We start from the raw sequence: 18149 nt of genomic DNA, 5'->3' as shown, positions 1-18149 counted from the left end.
TTATCTCATTTTACGGAACCCTGGCGCATGCCCCAATCGATCCGCGAACAGATCCTGCAAGCGCTGATGGCCACTCTGGCGCCGGTCGCCACCGCGCAGGGTGCGACCCTGCTGCGTTCGCCGGTGCACGGCGTGCCGCGCGAGGCCTCTCCGGCGCTGCTGCTCTTCCCCGAGTCCGACACCATCGTCGCGCGACCGAACGACCGGGTCGAGCGACAACTCATCGTGCGGCTCGTCGCGCTCGCCCGGGAGGCCCGATCTGTTCCTCCGGAAACACGGGCCGACCAGATCCTCGTCGCCGCACATGCGGCGCTGTTTCACAACGCGAACCTCGGTGGCCTCGCGCTCGGGTTGCGCGAACTGGACTGCGAGTGGGACGTGGACGACGCCGATGCCGGCGCCGCGGCCCTGCCGGCCCGCTACCAGATCACTTACCGCACACAGTTCCACGACCTCACGCGCCAAGGATGACCCATGCACGTTGAACTCCTGAAACCCCACACCCACGCCGGCGTCGCCCACGCACCCGGCACGGTGATCGAACTCGACGACGATCTCGCGCGCTGGCTGATCGCTCTGGAAACCGCTCGCCCGGCGCGTGCCACGCCCACCCCAGCCCTCCATTTCCCTGCGGAGAAATCCCAATGAGCTACTACGCCTCTTTCCAGGGCCGCGTCTATCTCGGCAAGCGCGACGCCAGCGGCAACCCCATCGAACTGCGCACGCCGGGCAACGTTGCCGAGTTGAAGCTCGCCCTCAAGACCGAGGTGATCGAGCACTACGAGTCCCAATCCGGCAGTCGCTCGCTCGACCACCGGATGATCAAGCAGAAGTCCGCGACGGTGACGCTGACCATCGAGGAGTTCACCAAGGAGAACCTAGCGCTCGCCCTGTACGGCCACTTTGTCCAGAGCCCGACCGGGACCGTCACCGACGAGCCCTTACCGACCGGAGTGGTCGTCGGCGACCGCTATGCGCTGGCGCACCCCAAGGTGTCGGCGCTGGTCGTCAAGGACAGCCCGGGCGCGTCGCTCACGCTCGGCACCCACTACACGGCCGATGGCGACTTCGGTGCGATCCAGTTCCTCAATCTGGCGAGCTTCGTGCAACCGTTCAAGGCGAGCTACAGCTACGGCGCGGTGACCGAGATCGGCATCTTCACGCAGCCGGCACCCGAGCGCTTCCTGCGCCTGGAAGGGATCAACACCGCGCAGGGCAACGCCAAGACGCTGGTCGAGCTCTACCGCATCGCCTTCGATCCGCTGAAGGAGATCGCCTTCATCTCGAACGAGTACAACCAGTTCGAACTCGAGGGCTCGCTGCTGGCGGATCCGGGCAAGCCGGTCGATGCGGCGCTCGGTCAGTTTGGCAAGATTGTGCAGCTCCTCTGATGGGAACGGCGCCTGTGTCCCCCGCCCAGAGCGACTTTGCCGCCCTGCCGCCGCTGCCCGTCTCGATCGAGATCCGCGGTGAGACTCTGGATCTGACGCCGCTGCGCGTCGGCGAGCTGCCGGCCTTCGTGCGGGCGATCCGACCGTTCGCCGAGCAACTGACGACGGCGATCGACTGGCTCGGCATCTGCGCCGACCACGGCGAGTCGCTGCTCGAAGCCGTGGCGCTGGCGAGTCGCCGTCCACGCCTGTGGGTCGACGGTCTGGCCCTGGATGAGGCGATCCGCCTGGCCGAAGCCCTGCTGGAGGTCAATGCCGATTTTTTTGTCCGGCGCGTGAGTCCGGAGATCGATCGGGTCGCCCGCAGGCTCGCCGCCCGGACGCACGCGATCGTTGGAGCGATGCCGTCCAGCGCCTCCTCGCCGCCGGCCACCGCTACCCCGAGATCCTGAACTACACGCTGGCGCAGGTCGAGGCCTTCCTGCGCGCCGCCGACCGCGCGGAACGGCAGCGTCTCGCCGATCTCTTGCTCGTCGTCGCCATCGGTGGCCAGGGCGAGTCCGAGGCCATCACCCGCTTGCAGAGAACCCTCAGCCGTGAAGATTAGCCTCACCACCTCGGGTCTCTGCGAGCCGCGGGAGTTCCGCGCGTGGACCGCCCAGCGGCAGCGGGAGATCCAGGCCGCCGTCGCCCGAGGGTTTCGGGAGTCGGGGCGTGAGGTGGCGGCGCAGGCCCGGGCGCAGATGCAGTCGGCGTTACAGATCCGGCGAGCCGGCTTCCTGAAGTCCTTGCGGGCGACGGTGTTCGATCGGCGTCCCGACCGACTGCCGGCGTTGCGGATCGGTAGTCGGGTACCGTGGCTCGGCATCCACGAGAGCGGCGGGACGATCAGCGGCCGGATGCTGATCCCCCTGCTGCCCGAACACCAGCGCATCGGCCGGAAGCGCTTCCGGGCCATCATCGACGGACTGATGCGCTCGGGCAACGCCTTCTTCATCCAGAGAGGCGGCCAGGCGATCCTGATGGCCGAGAACATCCGGGAGAACGATCGCGAGCTCGCCCGCTTCAAGCGTGCCGAGCGGGACCGAACGGGCGTGAAGCGTCTGCAGCGCGGCCAGGAGATTCCGGTCGCCGTGCTCGTGAGGAGCGTGTCGCTGAAGAAGCGCCTCGACCTCGAAGGCACCGTGCGCCGGAACCTGCCCCGCATCGCCCAAGCGATCCGGCGGGAACTCAACCAAGTGTGAAGCCACCTCGAATCTCATCTACACCGAAGCCTCCATGACCAACCGCGCCCAGATCCTCGTCACCGCCATCGACCAGACGCGTTCGGCCTTCGCGTCGATCCAGGGCAACCTGCGGGCACTCACCGACCACGCCCGCTCGGTGAACGGGCTCCTCGGCACCCTCGGCGTCGCCCTGAGCGGCGCCGGCTTCGTTGCGTTCATCAAGGGCAGCATCGACGCCGCCGACGAACTCGATGAACTGTCGCAGAAGGCCGGCATCAGCGTAGAAGCCCTATCGACCCTGAAGCTCGCCGCGCAGCACGAGAACGTCGGCGCCGAGGCCTTCGCCACCTCGCTCAAGAGACTCTCGACGGCGATGTTCGAAGCGGCCGCCGGGTCGAGCGAGAACCAACGCCTCTTTGCCGCGCTCGGCATCACCTTCCGCGAGAGCACCGGGGAACTGCGTGCGACCGACCAGGTGCTGCTCGATCTGGCGACCCGTTTCCAGGCGATGCCGGATGGCCCCGAGAAGTCCGCGCTGGCGGTGAAGCTCTTCGGCAAGGCCGGGACGGACCTGATCCCGTTGCTCAATCGCGGTGCCGACGGCATTCGGGAACTGACGGCGCAGTTTCGCGCACTCGGCGGCGAGATTTCCGGCGAGACGGCGACCCGGGCGGCCGAGTTCAACGACGACCTGAACCTCCTGCGCGCCGCCTTGCAGGGTGTCGCCCACCGCGTCGCCGCGAGTGTCCTGCCCGCGCTGAGCGATCTCGCCCGCGGACTCGTCGAGTCGGCGAAGAACGGTGGCAGCTTGCAGGCGATCCTGGACGGCGTCGTTCTGGCGTTGAAGACCCTGGCGCTGGGTGCGGCGGTGACCGCCAACGGCTTTCTCGCCCTGGGCGAAGCGATCGGGGCGGGTGTGGCTGCCGGCGTCGCGCGACTGAAAGGAAACGTCAGCCAGGCACAGACGATCCTCGGCGAACTGGAGACGAGCCTCGCCGCGCGGCGCGACCGGGTGATCCAGTTCCACGACAGGCTCTTCAATCCGAAGCCGGCCGAAGCGAAGAAGCCGGAAGTCAGACCAACCGGGGAATCGATCGCCGGGCGGCTCGCCCGGTCGGCGGGCAGCCCGGACACCAGCGGCGCGCGTCTGGCTCTGATCAAGGCGAACGCCGAAGCCGAACTGCGCCTCCTGCAGGACCGTCTCAAGCGGGCTCGGGAAGCCTACGACCGGGCCTTCGAAGACCACCTGATCTTGATCCGTGCGTTTCATGCGGCCAAGGCGCAGATCGCCCAAGCGGCGATCGACGCCGAGATCGCCGCCAAACAGCAGGAACTCGCCGAGCAGACGAAGGGGACGACCACCGGCAAGGACGAGAGTGCCCGTCTGCGCGCGAAGGCCGAAGTGAAGAAGCTCGAAGCCGAGCTGATCGTGCTGAACCGCGAGCGTGCCGACGTCGAGATCGAGAACGCCCGCAAGGCGGCCCAGGCCGAAGCCGATCTGGCGAACGAACTCGCCCAGGTCCGGCAACGCCTGGCCGAGATCCGCGGTGGCGCCGGCGGCGAGATCACGCGCGAGAAGCTGACGCGGGAGTACCAGCCGCTGCTGGATCGGTTGAAGGCAGCCGGGGATGAGGCAGGCGAAGCCGAGGTCACTCGCCTGATCGACGTCGAGGCGGATCTCGCCGAACTCGGCCGGCTGGAGTCGCAGTTCCAGTCGGTGATGGAGCGGATGCGCATCGCCGAAGGCGAACTCCAGGTGCAGCGCGAGGCCGGCCTGCTCACCGAATCGCAGATGCGGCAGGGCCTCCTGACCCTGCACCAGCAGACCGCGCAGGAGGTCGAGGGTCTGATTCCCCGGATGGAGGCCCTGGCCCGCGCAACCGGATCCGAGGAGGCGATCAACCGCGTCGCGCGCCTGCGAGTCGAAGTACGGGGACTCGCAACCGAGTCCGACGACGTCGCCCGGCGCATCGACGGCGCAATCGAGGACGGCTTCGTGCAACTGTTCGAGTCCATCGGCTCGGGCGCGAAGTCGGCCAAGGAGGCGTTCGCCGATTTTGCGCGCTCGGTCCTCCTGGCCATTCAGAAGATCGCCGCCCAGAAACTGGTCGAGAGCCTCTTCGGCAGTCTCGGCAAAGGCTCGGGCGGTGCGAGTCTCGGGGGGTTCATCGCATCCCTCTTCGGCGGCCGTGGTCTTGCGGCCGGTGGCTATGTCACCGGTCCGGGTACCTCCACCTCCGACTCGATCCCGGCGCGCCTGTCGGCCGGCGAGTACGTGCTCCAGGCCGCCGCCGTGCGCACGGTCGGCGTGTCGTTCCTCGACGCGCTGAACGGCATCGCTCGTGGGCCCCGGGTGACCGCAGGCCGCCTGGCCTTCGCCGAAGGCGGTCTCGTCGAGAGCCTCAAGCCGTCTCTCCCGGCCGGCGCCGCCCAGCCGAGTGTGCGCATCGTGAACGTCGTCGATCCGTCGCTGGCGCACGATTACCTCAATTCGTCCGCCGGCGAGCGGACGATTCTCAACGTTCTCGCCCGCAATGCCGGGGCGGTGAAACAGGTGCTGGCGTAATGGCGTACGAATCGGGAATCGCGGCCGACCATCGGGATCTGCTGGGCCGCTTCCGGGCTTTCGTCACCGGCCACCCGAGTCTCGTCGCCGCCGGCCAGGCGTGGCAGGAACTGCGTTGGGTGCAGCAGGCGTCGACGCAGGAACTGATCCTGAAGGCGCCGGGTCTCGGCGGCACGGACGCGATCTATGCCGGGCTGTTCTCGCAGGAAACGGCCGCCTCGGATCTCTATCAGTGGCAGGTACTCGGGTACACCGGCTATCTCTCCGGCGCGAACTTCGCGGGCCAGCCGGGTGTGAGCCCGGCGCATTACCTGTCGCTGTGGAACAGCCCGATGAGCTACTGGCTGGTCGCCAACGGCCGGCGGGCGATCCTCGCGGTCAAGGTGAGCAGCCGCTACATGCTGATGCACCTGGGTTTCCTGACGCCCTATGCGACGCCCGGGCAGTTTCCTTACCCGTTCTTCGTCTCCGGCACCGACAACTACTACTTCGGCGGGCGCCGCTGGTCGGAAGTCTCGACCATCTGGAATTGCCAGATGCGCAACCTCGCCGGGGTCTGGGCAACGCCGTCGCGCTACCCCGCGGGGCAGACCTACAAACACTCGCCGGGCAATGTCTATCCGCTGACCGGTCTGGTGCTCTACGACGCGACGGCGATCTATGGCGAGATCGACGGGTTGTATCACGTCTCGGGTTTCAGCAGTGCCTCGGAGAACCTCGTCATCGTGGACGGGGTGAACCACCTGGTGCTGCAGGACGTCGCGTCGACCGGCATCGGCAACTACGTCGCGTTGCGCCTGCAGTAAACAATCACCTCCCCGCTTCCTGGACGACCGCATGACTTACGCCACCGGCGTCGCCTCGACCGCCAATCAATTGCTCGACGCGTTTTACCGCTTCGCCGGGGCGAACGGCTGGACCGTCAACGCCTACGCCGCCGACGGGGCTGACTACCGTCTGCACCTGAACCGGGGTGCCGTCTGGGCGGACTTCTCGACCCACCACGCTCCAGCCAGCTACGCCCTCGCGCTCAAAGGCTCGACCGGATACAGCAGCGCACGCGCCTGGGACAACCAACCCGACGCGATTTCCTCCGCGTTGACCTGCCCCAACCGTGTCGGCACGCAGAGCGCCTCACTCTTTCCGTGTACCTGGCATCTCTTTGCGCAGACGAATCCCGATCTCCTGGCCGGGGTGTTCGTCTCTCCAGCGCAGGCCAATACGCACTTCGCGGTGGGCCAGTTGATCCAGACCGGGATCTACGACAGTGGCGCGTTCTACGGTGGCCACCAGTTCTGGGCGCCAGCGGTCTCCAACTACTACGCGCACCAGCTCGCGCTGCGCGCCGAGGTGGACGGCTACCGATGGCTCGGCGCCGGCGGCTCGGTCCCGCTCTGGCGCGACGGCCCACCCGAGACGACCAACCAGTTCAACGGACTCGCGCCGCTGATGCCGATCCGGGTGATGGTGCAGTCGGGGGGCTACGGCGTGCTGCTCGGATTCCTGCCGCACCTGCGTTGTGTTCACATGCAGCACTTCAACAATGGCGACACGGTGACGATCGGCGCCGACGAGTGGATGGTCTTCTTCCGCAGCGACCGGGCGGCGGGAGGCGTCGGGCTGGCGCTTCGGAAGTGAGCGATGGCGACTCTCATGGGCGTGGCGGGCCTTGCCGTCCTCCATTTGGCCAGGGGTCACTTCACGGTCTCGGCCAACCTGCAGACGCTCAGCCTGGCGGGCGTCCCGTCGATCGTCGGGCTGGATCGTGCCGGGATCCCGAGCTTCATCTTGCCGGGCGTGCTGCCGCGGGCGGGTTTGACGGGAGCGGCTGACCGGAGCTTCCGCGACGACTGGTATCACCGCATCCACGTGCTGCCGGCAGCGATCGACTTCGGCAACCTCGTGAGCCCGATGAGCCATGCCGTCGAGGTCTGGAACGCGTTTCTGTCGCCGGTCAGCCTGACCGCGATCGAGGAGACCGGCGCCGATGGCGTGTCGCTGACCGGACAGCCGCCACCGCCGCTGGTCTATGGCGCGCTGACGTCGCGCGTCCATACCGTCGCGGCGTCGACGCAAGGCAGCCCGGTCCTGTCGGCGCGCTACGTCTTGCGCTTCGGCAACGGGGCGAGCTCGACCCTCACCGTGACCGGCCGCCGCGTGGTGGTCTTCGGCTTCGCCCCGAACTGGGCGGGCGGCATTACCGAGCGGCTGGCGTGGCTGACCGATGTGCTGGAGTCCTACGACGGCAGCGAGCAGCGCATCCGGCTGCGCAGCGTTCCCCGTCGCAGCTTCGAGTTCCAGCTCGATCTCGCGGGGCACGACGTGCGGGTGCTGGAGACGCTGCTGCACGCCTGGGCGGCGCGGGTCTTTGCCGTGCCGGTGTGGACCGATCAAACGGTGCTCACCGCCCCGCTGTCGGCTGGCGCGACGGCGGTGCGCGTAGCCGATGCGGCGAATGCCGACTACCATGCCGGCGGCCTGGTGGCCTTCTGGTCGGACAACCAGCACCACGAGGTCGGCGAGATCCTGTCGCTGGCCGGCAACGCGCTGACCCTGAAGCAGCCGCTGTCGCGCGGTTGGCCAGCGGGAACCCGCGTCTTCCCGGCGCGCTTCGCGCGGATCGATGGCGACGTCCTGGTCGCGCATCCGACCGATGCGCTGGCGAGCGCGCGGGTGCGCTTTGCGGTCGAGGATCCGAGCCCCGTGTCGGCGATCGATGGCCCGAGCACCTACCAGGGTTATCGCGTGCTGGCATGGCGTCCGAACCGGATCGAGGATCTCACCGACACCTGGCGTCGCAAGCTCGCCCTCCTCGACTATGGCACCGGGCCGGTGACCCTCGACGACCTCAGCGGCCACCCGGTGATGGGGAAGCGGCTGCGGTTCACCTTCGGCAATCGCGCGACGATCCAGGCCTTCCGCGCCTGGTTGCACGCGCGTCAGGGGCGCGCCGTGCCGTTCTGGCTGTCGTCGGGGCAGTCGGATGTCGAGGTGACCCGACCGATCCACGCCGCCGACCAGCACCTGGCGGTGAAGAACATCGGCTACGCGCGGTACCTCGCGACTCCGACGATCCGGCGCAACCTGGTGATCCACGCGACCGGCGGCCGGACCGATTACCGGCGCATCACCGGCGGCAGCGAGATCTCGGCGGATGAGGAACTGCTGACGCTCGATTCAACCCTGGGCGTGACGCTAGCCGTGCAGGACGTGCTCAGGATCTCGTTTCTCGACCTCGTGCGGCTGGAAGCCGACGCGCAGGAACTGTTCTGGGAGACGGACGGGATCGTTCAGGCGGTGCTGGAAGTACGGACGGTGAAGGAGTGAGGCGATGAGCTATACAACGGTGGAGCGTTCGGTCGCCGAGGGCAGCCCGATCGAGCTCTACCGCTTCGCCCAGGGAACCCGCCGCTGGTGCTACACCTCGAGCCAGCGGCCGGTGGACCATCTGTCCGAGACCTATGTGCCGCGGACGCTGACCCGCGGGGCAATCGAGCAGGCGAACGAGATCCATCGCACCGGCCTCGAGATCACGCTGCCGCGTGACGACCCGCTGGGGACGCTGTTTCTTGCCGCGCCACCCGAGGGGATCGTCAGCGTCACGATCTACCGCCGGCACCGGGCCGACCCCGAGTTCATCACCTACTGGAAAGGCCGGGTCAGTGCGGCGCGCTTCTCGGGCGCGACGGTGCAACTGAAATGCGAGCCGATCGCCACGTCGTTGAAGCGCGTCGGTCTGCGCGCCCGCTATCAGCTGCTCTGCCGGCACGTGCTCTACTCGGCGAGCTGCGGGGCGCTGCGCGAGCGTTTCCGGGTCGATGGGCTCGTCGCCAGTGTCAGCGGCACGCAGGTGACGGTCGCGGCGGCCGCTACCGTGGCTGACGGGTATTTCACGGCGGGGATGCTCTCGGCGGACGCGGGGCTGCGGCTAATCACGGTGCACAGCGGGTCGAGCCTGACGCTCGCCGCGCCCTTGATCAGCCTCGCAGTCGGCGACGCGGTGTCGCTCTTCGCCGGCTGCGATCACTCGCTGGGGCAGTGCGCGAGTCGTTTCGACAACCTCGACCAGTTCGGCGGTTTCCCGTTCATCCCGGTGAAGAACCCCTTCACCGGCGACGCCATCGTCTGATCGGAGTCCATCTCATGTGGCAACAGATCCTCGTCTGGGTCATCACGACCGTCCTCTCGGCGCTCCTGGCGCCGCGGCCGAAGGCACCGGAGAACGCGCAACCGGGCCAGATTGGTGACAAAGATGTGCCGATCGCCTCGCAGGACGCGCCAATCCCGGTGCTCTTCGGCACGCGCTTGCTGTCCGGGCCGAACGTGGTCTGGTATGGCGACGTACAGGTGCGGACGATTCGCAAGTCGTCGGGAGGGAAGAAATGAGCACGCGGGTGACGATCGCGCACGCGCGTGAGTTGGGTTACTGCGTCAAGGGCGTTCGCCGCTGGTTCGATGGCCGGGAGCGGACTTGGGAGGCGTTCGTCGAGCACGGCGTCGACAGCGACTGGCTGCGTGCGACCGGTGATGCGATGGCGATCCGCCTCGCGGATCGGGCCGAGGGTGGGATTCGGGCGGAGGACGATCGATGAGCCGGGGTGGCGGCAAGGGCAAGCAGAGCTATACGGTCGGCTACTGGTATGGGCTCGGGGCGCATCTCGCGCTCTGTCACGGTCCCGTCGATGCGCTGACCGAGATCCGCGTCGGCGAACGCGTGGCGTGGTCGGGGAACGTCATGGCCAGCACGACGATTCAGATCGACAACCCCACGCTCTTCGGTGGCGAGGAGCGCGAGGGCGGCGTGGTGGGCCCGGTCGACGTGCTGATGGGTGAGGCCACCCAGGCGAAGAACGCTTATCTGCAGGGCGTTCTCGGCAGCACGATTCCGGCCTTCCGCGGCGTCTTCTCGCTGGTCCTGAAACGGGTGTGGGTGGCGGCGATGAACCCGTACATCAAGCCGTGGTCGGTGCGCGCGAAACGCATCCCCTGGGCGTGGTACGGATCCACCGCCGAGATCGACGGCGACGCCAATCCGGCGCACATCATTCGCGAGTGCCTGACGAACGGCGATTGGGGAATGGGGTATCCGGAGAGTGACCTCGACGACGCGAGCTTTACGAGAGCCGCCGCGACGCTCTACGGCGAGGGCTTCGGGCTGTCGCTGCTGTGGAGCCGCGAGGAGACGATCGAATCCTTCGTGCTGGCGATCCTGAAGCACATCGACGGGGTGCTGTACGTCCATCCGCGCAGCGGGCTGTTCACCCTGCGCCTCGCCCGGGCCGATTACACGCTGACCCATCAGCCGCTCTTCGATCCGTCGAACATCCTGCGGCTGGAGGAGTTCTCCCGGCCGTCCTGGGGCGAAGTCACCAACCAGGTGACGGTGATCTACCGCGATCGCGAAACCGACAAGGATACGTCGGTGACGGTGCAGGACCTCTCCGGGGTGCAGATGACCGGCAGCGTGGTCGCCACCAGCGTGAACTTTCCCGGCATCTCGAAGGCAGAGCTCGCCAATCGGGTCGCGATGCGCGAGTTGAAGCAGTTGTCGTCGGGACTCGCGAAAGGCGTCTTCGTCGCCAATCGCCAGGCGTCTCTATTGAACATCGGTGATGTGATCCCCTTTGCGTGGCCGCCCTACGGGATCAGCGAGATCGCGATGCGGGTAGCTCGGCTGTCGTATGGAGAGTTGGCCGACGGGGCGGTGCGAGTGGAGTGCGTGCAGGACGTCTTCGGCTTGCCGCAGTCGGTCTATGCCGTGCCGCCGCCGACCGGCTGGGTCGAGCCGGTCAGCATGCCCAGGGCGTGCCCGGTGCAGATGCTCTACGAGGTGCCGTACTGGTCGGTGATCGCGGATTTCACCGGTGAGTCGCGGAGTTTGATCGCCGACATCGGCGAACTCGACGGGCTGGTGGCGGCCTGTGGTGCGCGGTCGAACTCGGATGCCTACGGATTCGAGGCCCGGGCGTATCAAGCCGCGGCGTTTCAGTCGAAGGGCTTCGGCACCTTCACGCCGACGGCGGTGCTGACCGAGTCCTTGCCGCCGTCGGCGACCAACGGGACGGTGGGTATCGCCGGTGGGATCGACCTCGACGAGGTGGAGGCGGGCACGCCGGCGGTGGTCGACGGCGAGTGGGTGCAGGTGACGGCCATCAACCTCATCGCGCAGGCGGTGACGCTGGAGCGCGGCCTGCTCGACACCGTGCCGGTGGTGCATTCGGTGGGAGCTCGCCTGTGGTTCGTCGACGGCTGGCGGTTCTATCTGACGCCGGAGTATGTACAGAACGAGGTCGCGCGGGTGAAACTCTTGCCGCGGACACCGAAAGGGACCTTGTCGGAAGCGGCTGCGACCGAGTTGAACCTGACGCTGGCCAAGCGCTTCATTCGCCCGTACTGCCCGGGCAACGTGCGGGTCAACGGGCTGCACTATCCGCGCGTGATCAGCGGCGAGCTCTCGATCTCGTGGGCCACCCGCAATCGCCAGAGCCAGACCGCCTACCTGGTGCTTCAGACCGAGGGCTCGATCACGCCCGAGGCGGGGCAGACGACGACCGTGCGCCTGTTCAACGAAAAGGGCGTGCTCGTCAGGACGCTCGTCGGGCTGACCGGCACCGGCGTCATCTGGACGCTCGCGGAGGAAGCTGCGGACTCGGGGCTGTCGCGCATCAACGGTCGCGTTCGCATCGAGATCGAGGCCGAACGGGGTGGGCACGTCTCGTGGCAGAAGCAGATCGTCGAGTTCGACCGGGCGGGCTACGGACTCCACTACGGCAAATACTACGGAGGCATCTGATGGCGAGTGTGGATCCGAATCTGGGGCTCACCTATGGCTGGACGCTCGGCGAGTCGGTCTGGAAGGACGGCATGGACGCCAATCTCCGGCGACTTGGTGCGGTCGTCGGGCTCTCGGTGAAAGATCGGGATCTCGGTACGCCGCCGGCGAGCCCGGGCGATGGTGACCGCTACCTGATCCCGGCAGGAGCGACCGGCGTCTGGTCGGGGCGGTCCAGCCAAATTGCCGTGCGCATCGGCGGGGCCTGGGAGTTCCACGTACCCAAGGTGGGCTGGCTGTGCTTCATCGAGGACGAGGCAGTGCTCTCAGTGTACAAGGCGGCCGGTTGGAGTGCCGGCATCGCGGTCTGAGCGCTCGCGACTTGTAAACCGTGGAAGCCGCCCATGCGGCCGGCTTCTTCTCTCTGGAGGACAAGACATGAACACGCCCAGCGTGACTGACGGCATGGTGTCCATGCCGCGCGATGACTTCGAGGAACTGCTCGAGCGCGCCGCCGAGCGCGGAGCCCGACACGCCCTGCACGGCGTCGGACTCGACGGGCCCGATGCGGCGCACGACATCCGTGAGCTGCGCAGTCTGCTCGATGCCTTCAACCTATTTTCCTGTGCGCCGTGCCAAGGCGCTGTTTTCCAGCGGGTGCGAATCCCGCCCGGCAACTTTCGCTCCGGCCGGTAGCAACTGGAGCAGTCGTGGAGGTAACGAAGCGGCTGAAGCCTCCGGTATAGAGGGTTCTTTAAGGAACCTGGCGAACATGCAGGCCGTAATGTGAATGAACACCGAGCAGGCCTCGAAAAGGTTGATGCGGAAGCCGACCCGCCAGGAATACGGGGAAGGCCGCTGTCACAGACGAATGCGAGCGAAACGCAGTCTGTGGTTCCGCCGGGGTAGTGGTGACGGCATGTGTGGAAGAGGAAGACAGACGAAACACGGGAAGCCCCATCACGTGGTCAAGCGCAAGACCAACCGGACGCCCGCGAGGGACAGGCCGGGCGAGATGGGGTGGCGGAGAGGCCCGTAGTACCGTTGAAGTCGGGTAATGCCGATGGAGGAAAGGGGCCTCAGTTCAAGACCAACGCAAGAAGCGGAAAGGGACAGGAGATTGGGCAACCTGCAAACTCCAATAAGCGTTCAGAAACTGCAGATGGCGTTACATGCCAAAGCGAAGGAAGAACCCGGGTACCGGTTCTACCTCCTATACGACAAGGTTCATCGACCGGACGTACTCAATCATGCCTACCGAAGCTGCAAAGCCAACAAGGGAGCAGCCGGGGTAGACGGAGTGCGTTTTGAAGACATCGAAGCGTATGGAGAAGAACGCTGGCTTGGGGAACTGGCGGAACGGCTGAAGAAGAAAGACTACCGACCGGAAGCGGTCAAGCGGGTCTGGATTCCAAAGCCGAACGGCAAACTGCGCCCCTTGGGGATACCGACGATCACCGACCGAGTCGTACAAACGGCGGCGATGCTTGTGCTGGAACCCATCTTTGAAGCCGACCTGCAACCGGAGCAATACGCGTACCGGGCAGAGCGGGGAGCGCAGGACGCGGTACAAGCGGTTCATCGTTTATTGAACACTGGACACCAGCAAGTGATAGACGCGGATCTATCCGGCTATTTCGATAGTATTCCACACCTTGAGCTTATGACGAGCGTCGCCCGTCGGATCGTTGATCGGCACGTTCTACACCTCATCAAGCAATGGCTGGAAGCACCGGTGGAAGAGGACGACGGACACGGTCACCGGCAACGGACGACGTCCAGCCGGGACACCGGGCGCGGCACTCCGCAAGGGGCTCCAATTTCACCGCTGCTGTCGAATCTGTATGGAGTTGCCCCTATCGGGTGGACAGGTTAGCGCTTGGTTTTCAAGCGGGTTGAGCCTCCTCGGGCGTAGGGTTATCCACGGCGCCGCCGCTGGCCCCTCTCAGGCCAGAGGCGAGCGGCGCGGTGGATAACCCGGGTTCGGGGCTGGCTGACTGCACAGAGTGGTGGTGTTTCTTTTCGTAGTTCATGGGTGACAGATAGCCGAGCGCGGAATGGCGCCGGCGCGGGTTGTACCAGCCTTCGATCCAGGTGAACACGGCCAGGCGAGCCTCGGTTTTGGTGCGGAAGGTGTTGCGGTCCAGCAGTTCGCATTCCAGACTGGCAAAGAAACTCTCCGCCATGGCGTTGTCGTAGGCATCGCCTACGGTGCCCATGGACGGCTGGATGCCCATTTCCCGGGAGCGCTTGCCGAAGGCCAGGGCGGAATACTGGCTGCCTTGGTCGCTGTGGTGGATCACCCCGTGGGGTTTGCGCGTGGCCACGGCCATGTTGAGCGCCGAAAGCACGAGTTCCGTGCGCATATGCTCGCCGATGGACCAACCGACGACCCGCCGGCTGAACACGTCCAGCACCATGGCCAAATAGATGAAGCCCTGCCAGGTCGGCACGTAGGTCATGTCGGCCACCCAAAGGCGATTGGGTGCGTCCGCCACGAACTGGCGCTTTACCAGATCGGGCGCCGGATCACGGTCCGGATCACGCCGGGTGGTGACCACGTAGCCACGGCGGCGGCTCACGCCCTGCAAGCCCGCCAGGCGCATCAGGCGGGCGACGCGCTTCTGGCTGACGGTCTCGCCTTGCTCCAGCAGTTCGGCCCGAACCCGGGGGCGGCCGTAGCTCCCGCCGGATTCCTTGTGGATCAGCCGGATACGCTCGGTCAGCACGGCATTCGCCACGGCGCGCGGGCTGGGCGCCCGCTGTCGCCAAGCATAGAAGCCGCTGACCGAGACACGCAGCACGCGGCACAGGGTACGCACGGGGAAGTCGGCCTGGCGCGCCATCACGAGTTCGAAGAGTTCGAGGTGGAACCTTCGCTCCTTCTGGCGAACCAGGCCGTAGCCTTTGCCAAGATGTCGCGCTCCATCTTCAGCTGCCGGTTCTCCCGGCGCAGCTTGGCCAGTTCAGCCCGCTCGGTACTGCTCAAGCCCTCCTTGCCAGGCAAGGGCTTGCCGGCGTCGCGGGCTGCTTGCGCCAGCCAATTGACAATGGTCTGGCTGGTCGGCCCGAACTCCCGAGACAACTCTTGCGGGCTTCGGCCAGCCTGCGCCAGTTCGATGATCTGTTGGCGAAACTCCGCCGGGTACGGTGGTCTGCTTTGCGGCATCTTGGACTCCTTGTTGCGTAAGCATCAGGTGTCCACCGAAAAGGGTCAACTCCAGTACATGCGGCGCTTCATCCTCGGATGGAAGACGTTGGGGTACGCGCGTCGCTGGTCGGCGCAAATCGTCAATTACGCGGACGACTTCGTGATCTGTTGCAAAGGCCGGGCAGAGGATGCCATGGCCGCGATGCGAGGGATGATGGAGAAACTGAAGCTGACGGTGAACGACGACAAGACACATTTGTGTCAAATACCGCAAGAGCGGTTTGACTTCCTGGGATACACCTTCGGGCGGTGCTACAACCAGCAGACCGGGCGCGCCTACATTGGCACCCGGCCCTCGCAGAAGAGCATCAAACGCATGGTGGAAAGCGTCACCCAGGAAACTGACCGTTGCCGAACCCTCATGGATGCCGAGGTTGTTGTGGGACGTCTGAACCGCAAACTGACTGGCTGGGCGAATTACTTCTGCCTGGGTCCAGTGAGTCCGGCTTATCGGGCGATCAACACCCATGCCAAGCAGCGGCTCCGCCGGTGGTTGTGCAAGAAGCATAAGGTTCGCGGCAATGGGGCGACGCGCTACCCCGATCGGTACCTCTACCAACAGGTGGGGCTGATCCGTTTGCCAGCCTGAACCCATGACCTTTCCGTGGGCGAAAGCGTGACGTCTTGTCCGAGAGCCGGATGCGGGAGAACTGCACGTCCGGTTCGATGAGCGGGATGTGGAAACGAAGCTATGGCCAGGCTACTTGGGCACCGTCAGACGAAAGGGACGGAAACAGACAAGTCGAACCTACGGCTATCGCGCCACATCTCGACTCTACCAGTTGACGCTCGCCAAACCTGCCGAGACCGTGGTGTGATGCGGGTTTCAGCCGAAACGGGGGGATCACCCAATGGGTGAGGAGCGCTTCGATCAAAGAGCGGTGGTGGTGGCGGTTCAGAACGCGCTGAGTGCGACGGAGGCGATCGTAGCAGAGGCCTTGCGGGTGGCGACACCAGGGGGCCGCTTTCAGGTTCGCTGGGACGAGGGTGGCAGCGCCACGGCGCTGGGGCAGCTCGCGTTCTTCGCGGAGTTCCTGGAGTTCTCCGGGTTGTTCGAGCGTTGGCTGGAAGGCTGCCCGATGGCGTACACGAGCCCGAATGCGCCGTCTGTGCGCAATGTACTGGGCACTTGGCTGCTGTCGATTCTGGATGGACAACGCCGGTATGCGCATGTGACGGGACTGCGCAGCGATGGCGTGGCGCCGGAGATCCTCGGCATGAGCGCGATCATCAGCGATGAGAGTCTGCGGCGCGCGCTCGCGCACTTGGCACCCGCACCGAAGCGCTGTTCCGAGGCGGAGCGTCTGAAGCGAGAAGCTCGTTTGGCGCAGACCGGCGCCTGGATGGAAACGGCGTTGAGCGAGAGCATTCGAGAAGCCTTGACGACGCAGTGGATTCTCGACATCGACACGACGGTCAAGGTGCTCTATGGTCATCAGGCCGGGGCGGAGATCGGTTACAACCCCGTAAAGCCCGGTCGGCCAAGCCATGTCGTTCACACGTACTGGATCTCCGGGATGCGTCTGGTACTCGATGCCGAAGTCCAGAATGGCAAGGCCATCGCAGGGTGCCACGGCTTGCCGCGACTGCTCGAAATTCTCGGCCGCCTACCGCCCGAGGCGCGTCCACGCCTGGTACGCGGCGACATCGGCTTCGGGGTCGAGCGGATCATGAAGGAACTGGAAGCGATCGATCAACCCTACCTCTTCAAGCTACGGCAAAGCGCGGGAGTGGTTCGGTTGATCGAGCGTCTTTGGAAGAACGGCGACTGGCGGGATGTCGGAGCTGGCGAGCAAGCCGTGGAGACCAACCTCCAGCTGATGGGTTGGACCTGCGCCCGACGGGTGGTGGTGGTCCGGCGCGCCCGCCAGAAGCCTGAGACGACCGTCAAAGCGCGCGCGCGAAAAGCCGGCAAGGGCCAGCACAGACTCCCGTTCGGCAACAGCGAGGAACTCGCGAAGAACTGGGAGTACGCCGTTCTGGTGACCCACAGCGATTACGATCTCGCGGCGCTCGGACAGTTGTATCGTGATCGGGCCGACTGCGAGAACGGTTTTGACGAGCTGACCAACCAGTGGGGATGGGGTGGCTATACGACGCAGGATCTCGAGCGCTGCAACCTGTCGGCCCGAGCCGTCGCTCTGATCTACAACTGGTGGAGCTGGTACGTTCGCCTCGCCCATCCGAAGACTCGTCGGGAAGCCATCACCTCCCGTCCGCTACTCCTCGCCGGCGTCGCGCGCCTCACTCAGCATGCCGGGCAATCCCGCCTCCTGATCACGCTGACCCATGCCGCCGGCGACCAGATCAAAGCCATGATCGCCAGTGGCCGCAAGGCTTTCGAGACGATCAAGGCAAATGCGCCACAGTTGACCAAACCGGACCGCTGGACCGCTTTGGTACGTTACATCATCGAAAGAATCCTGGCCGCCAGGCCGCGCAAAGGGGCGCTTCTTGCGTTGCCAACCCTGCTCTTACCACTTCCCGACAGCGGCTAACAGAGGAAAATAGGTTCAATGAAGCGAAGAAGACCGCATGGCTGACGATCGTCCGGATGCTGGTGACCGGACTGGTCATGGCAACGCTCGCTGGGGCGTTCGTGAAGTTGAAGGTGTTTGGCGGGGGGCAGTGACGCGTCAGCGGGAGAGCGATTGTCCAACGTTGGCACTGCCGTTGAGAAGCGATCGAGTTGCCCAGGGACTGAAGGATGCGTTGTCATGAAGGCGCATGACTTCATCGTGCTTGAAATTCGGGTTTAGTCCGTTTTGTGTGGAACGGGACTCAGCACGCCAAGCTGAGCGCTGCGGACGCCCCTACGTCCTACCCTGAAGCCGAGAGCGGGAAAGTTTTCGTCGCTGGACAGGTTCGGGATCTGGCGGCGACAAGCCGCAACCACCCCAAGCCCATCAGCGTATTGGCGTCAAGGGCGCTGTTAAGGGTTCGCTTCGCTGGGCTTCTGCCGCCTTGACAGCACACTCAACGC

General features: G+C 65.7%; 18 protein-coding genes and 1 pseudogene. 18 read left to right on the top strand and 1 reads right to left on the bottom strand.

The features are described 5' to 3' along the window. Positions 1-27 precede the first annotated feature (27 nt). From HT579_04250 to HT579_04175, 16 genes are all read left to right on the top strand, one after another. A complete protein-coding gene (locus HT579_04250) occupies positions 28-471 on the top strand; it encodes a hypothetical protein (GenBank protein ID QKS28214.1) in 444 nt (147 codons plus the stop codon). 3 nt (positions 472-474) lie between these two features. Next, complete coding sequence (locus tag HT579_04245; GenBank protein ID QKS28213.1) at positions 475-648, top strand: hypothetical protein; 174 nt, start codon at positions 475-477, stop codon at positions 646-648. Continuing rightward, positions 645-1391, top strand: coding sequence for a hypothetical protein (locus HT579_04240; GenBank protein QKS28212.1), 747 nt, complete (start codon positions 645-647; stop codon positions 1389-1391). The genes HT579_04245 and HT579_04240 overlap by 4 nt, the downstream gene beginning before the upstream one ends. 44 nt (positions 1392-1435) lie before the next feature. After that, positions 1436-1843, top strand: coding sequence for a hypothetical protein (locus HT579_04235; GenBank protein ID QKS31495.1), 408 nt, complete (start codon positions 1436-1438; stop codon positions 1841-1843). A 144-nt stretch (positions 1844-1987) separates the two neighbouring features. After that, complete coding sequence (locus tag HT579_04230) at positions 1988-2635, top strand: hypothetical protein (GenBank protein ID QKS28211.1); 648 nt, start codon at positions 1988-1990, stop codon at positions 2633-2635. 34 nt (positions 2636-2669) lie between these two features. Beyond that, positions 2670-5183 carry a phage tail tape measure protein gene (locus tag HT579_04225; GenBank protein QKS28210.1) on the top strand — a complete coding sequence of 838 codons (2514 nt, stop codon included), beginning with the start codon at positions 2670-2672 and terminating at the stop codon, positions 5181-5183. Further along, complete coding sequence (locus HT579_04220; protein ID QKS28209.1) at positions 5183-5989, top strand: hypothetical protein; 807 nt, start codon at positions 5183-5185, stop codon at positions 5987-5989. Before HT579_04225 ends, HT579_04220 begins: the two co-directional genes overlap by 1 nt. A 31-nt stretch (positions 5990-6020) precedes the next feature. Then, a complete protein-coding gene (locus HT579_04215; protein ID QKS28208.1) occupies positions 6021-6821 on the top strand; it encodes a hypothetical protein in 801 nt (266 codons plus the stop codon). A gap of 3 nt (positions 6822-6824) precedes the next feature. Beyond that, positions 6825-8510 (top strand): hypothetical protein, encoded by a 1686-nt coding sequence (locus tag HT579_04210; protein ID QKS28207.1) that lies wholly within the window; start codon positions 6825-6827, stop codon positions 8508-8510. A 4-nt stretch (positions 8511-8514) separates the two neighbouring features. After that, complete coding sequence (locus HT579_04205; GenBank protein QKS28206.1) at positions 8515-9312, top strand: phage BR0599 family protein; 798 nt, start codon at positions 8515-8517, stop codon at positions 9310-9312. Between the two features lie 14 nt (positions 9313-9326). After that, entirely contained in the window at positions 9327-9569 is a 243-nt protein-coding gene (locus tag HT579_04200) for a hypothetical protein (protein ID QKS28205.1), read from the top strand. Continuing rightward, positions 9566-9775, top strand: a complete 210-nt coding sequence (locus HT579_04195) for a hypothetical protein (protein QKS28204.1) — start codon at positions 9566-9568, stop codon at positions 9773-9775. The genes HT579_04200 and HT579_04195 overlap by 4 nt, the downstream gene beginning before the upstream one ends. Further along, complete coding sequence (locus HT579_04190) at positions 9772-11976, top strand: hypothetical protein (protein QKS28203.1); 2205 nt, start codon at positions 9772-9774, stop codon at positions 11974-11976. Before HT579_04195 ends, HT579_04190 begins: the two co-directional genes overlap by 4 nt. Then, positions 11976-12326 carry a DUF2793 domain-containing protein gene (locus HT579_04185; protein QKS28202.1) on the top strand — a complete coding sequence of 117 codons (351 nt, stop codon included), beginning with the start codon at positions 11976-11978 and terminating at the stop codon, positions 12324-12326. The genes HT579_04190 and HT579_04185 overlap by 1 nt, the downstream gene beginning before the upstream one ends. A gap of 67 nt (positions 12327-12393) precedes the next feature. Beyond that, the gene (locus HT579_04180) at positions 12394-12651 is read left to right on the top strand and encodes a hypothetical protein (protein ID QKS27480.1); all 258 of its coding nucleotides are present in this window, start codon (positions 12394-12396) and stop codon (positions 12649-12651) included. Positions 12652-13012: 361 nt separating this feature from the next. Further along, positions 13013-13831 (top strand): hypothetical protein, encoded by an 819-nt coding sequence (locus HT579_04175; protein ID QKS28201.1) that lies wholly within the window; start codon positions 13013-13015, stop codon positions 13829-13831. Positions 13832-13970: 139 nt separating this feature from the next. Here the strand turns inward: HT579_04175 and HT579_04170 are convergent. Beyond that, a pseudogene (locus HT579_04170) lies at positions 13971-15124 on the bottom strand (IS3 family transposase). A 13-nt stretch (positions 15125-15137) separates the two neighbouring features. Here HT579_04170 and HT579_04165 point away from each other — a divergent pair. Next, the gene (locus tag HT579_04165; protein ID QKS28200.1) at positions 15138-15755 is read left to right on the top strand and encodes a hypothetical protein; all 618 of its coding nucleotides are present in this window, start codon (positions 15138-15140) and stop codon (positions 15753-15755) included. Positions 15756-16017: 262 nt separating this feature from the next. Then, positions 16018-17664: a transposase gene (locus HT579_04160; protein QKS28199.1), complete on the top strand. Its 1647-nt coding sequence runs from the start codon at positions 16018-16020 to the stop codon at positions 17662-17664. The last annotated feature ends 485 nt before the right edge of the window (positions 17665-18149 follow it).

The organism is Candidatus Accumulibacter similis (assembly GCA_013347225.1).
Taxonomy (GTDB): domain Bacteria; phylum Pseudomonadota; class Gammaproteobacteria; order Burkholderiales; family Rhodocyclaceae; genus Accumulibacter; species Accumulibacter similis.
The sequence above is the reverse complement of the archived record's forward strand: the minus strand, read 5'-3'. Positions and strand labels throughout refer to the sequence as shown.

Coding starts and splice junctions, on each gene's coding strand:
- HT579_04250 (QKS28214.1), top strand. CDS start 28: ATGCCCCAATCGATCCGCGAACAGATCCTGCAAGCGCTGATGGCCACT.
- HT579_04245 (QKS28213.1), top strand. CDS start 475: ATGCACGTTGAACTCCTGAAACCCCACACCCACGCCGGCGTCGCCCAC.
- HT579_04240 (QKS28212.1), top strand. CDS start 645: ATGAGCTACTACGCCTCTTTCCAGGGCCGCGTCTATCTCGGCAAGCGC.
- HT579_04225 (QKS28210.1), top strand. CDS start 2,670: ATGACCAACCGCGCCCAGATCCTCGTCACCGCCATCGACCAGACGCGT.
- HT579_04220 (QKS28209.1), top strand. CDS start 5,183: ATGGCGTACGAATCGGGAATCGCGGCCGACCATCGGGATCTGCTGGGC.
- HT579_04215 (QKS28208.1), top strand. CDS start 6,021: ATGACTTACGCCACCGGCGTCGCCTCGACCGCCAATCAATTGCTCGAC.
- HT579_04210 (QKS28207.1), top strand. CDS start 6,825: ATGGCGACTCTCATGGGCGTGGCGGGCCTTGCCGTCCTCCATTTGGCC.
- HT579_04205 (QKS28206.1), top strand. CDS start 8,515: ATGAGCTATACAACGGTGGAGCGTTCGGTCGCCGAGGGCAGCCCGATC.
- HT579_04200 (QKS28205.1), top strand. CDS start 9,327: ATGTGGCAACAGATCCTCGTCTGGGTCATCACGACCGTCCTCTCGGCG.
- HT579_04195 (QKS28204.1), top strand. CDS start 9,566: ATGAGCACGCGGGTGACGATCGCGCACGCGCGTGAGTTGGGTTACTGC.
- HT579_04190 (QKS28203.1), top strand. CDS start 9,772: ATGAGCCGGGGTGGCGGCAAGGGCAAGCAGAGCTATACGGTCGGCTAC.
- HT579_04185 (QKS28202.1), top strand. CDS start 11,976: ATGGCGAGTGTGGATCCGAATCTGGGGCTCACCTATGGCTGGACGCTC.
- HT579_04180 (QKS27480.1), top strand. CDS start 12,394: ATGAACACGCCCAGCGTGACTGACGGCATGGTGTCCATGCCGCGCGAT.
- HT579_04175 (QKS28201.1), top strand. CDS start 13,013: ATGCCGATGGAGGAAAGGGGCCTCAGTTCAAGACCAACGCAAGAAGCG.
- HT579_04160 (QKS28199.1), top strand. CDS start 16,018: ATGGGTGAGGAGCGCTTCGATCAAAGAGCGGTGGTGGTGGCGGTTCAG.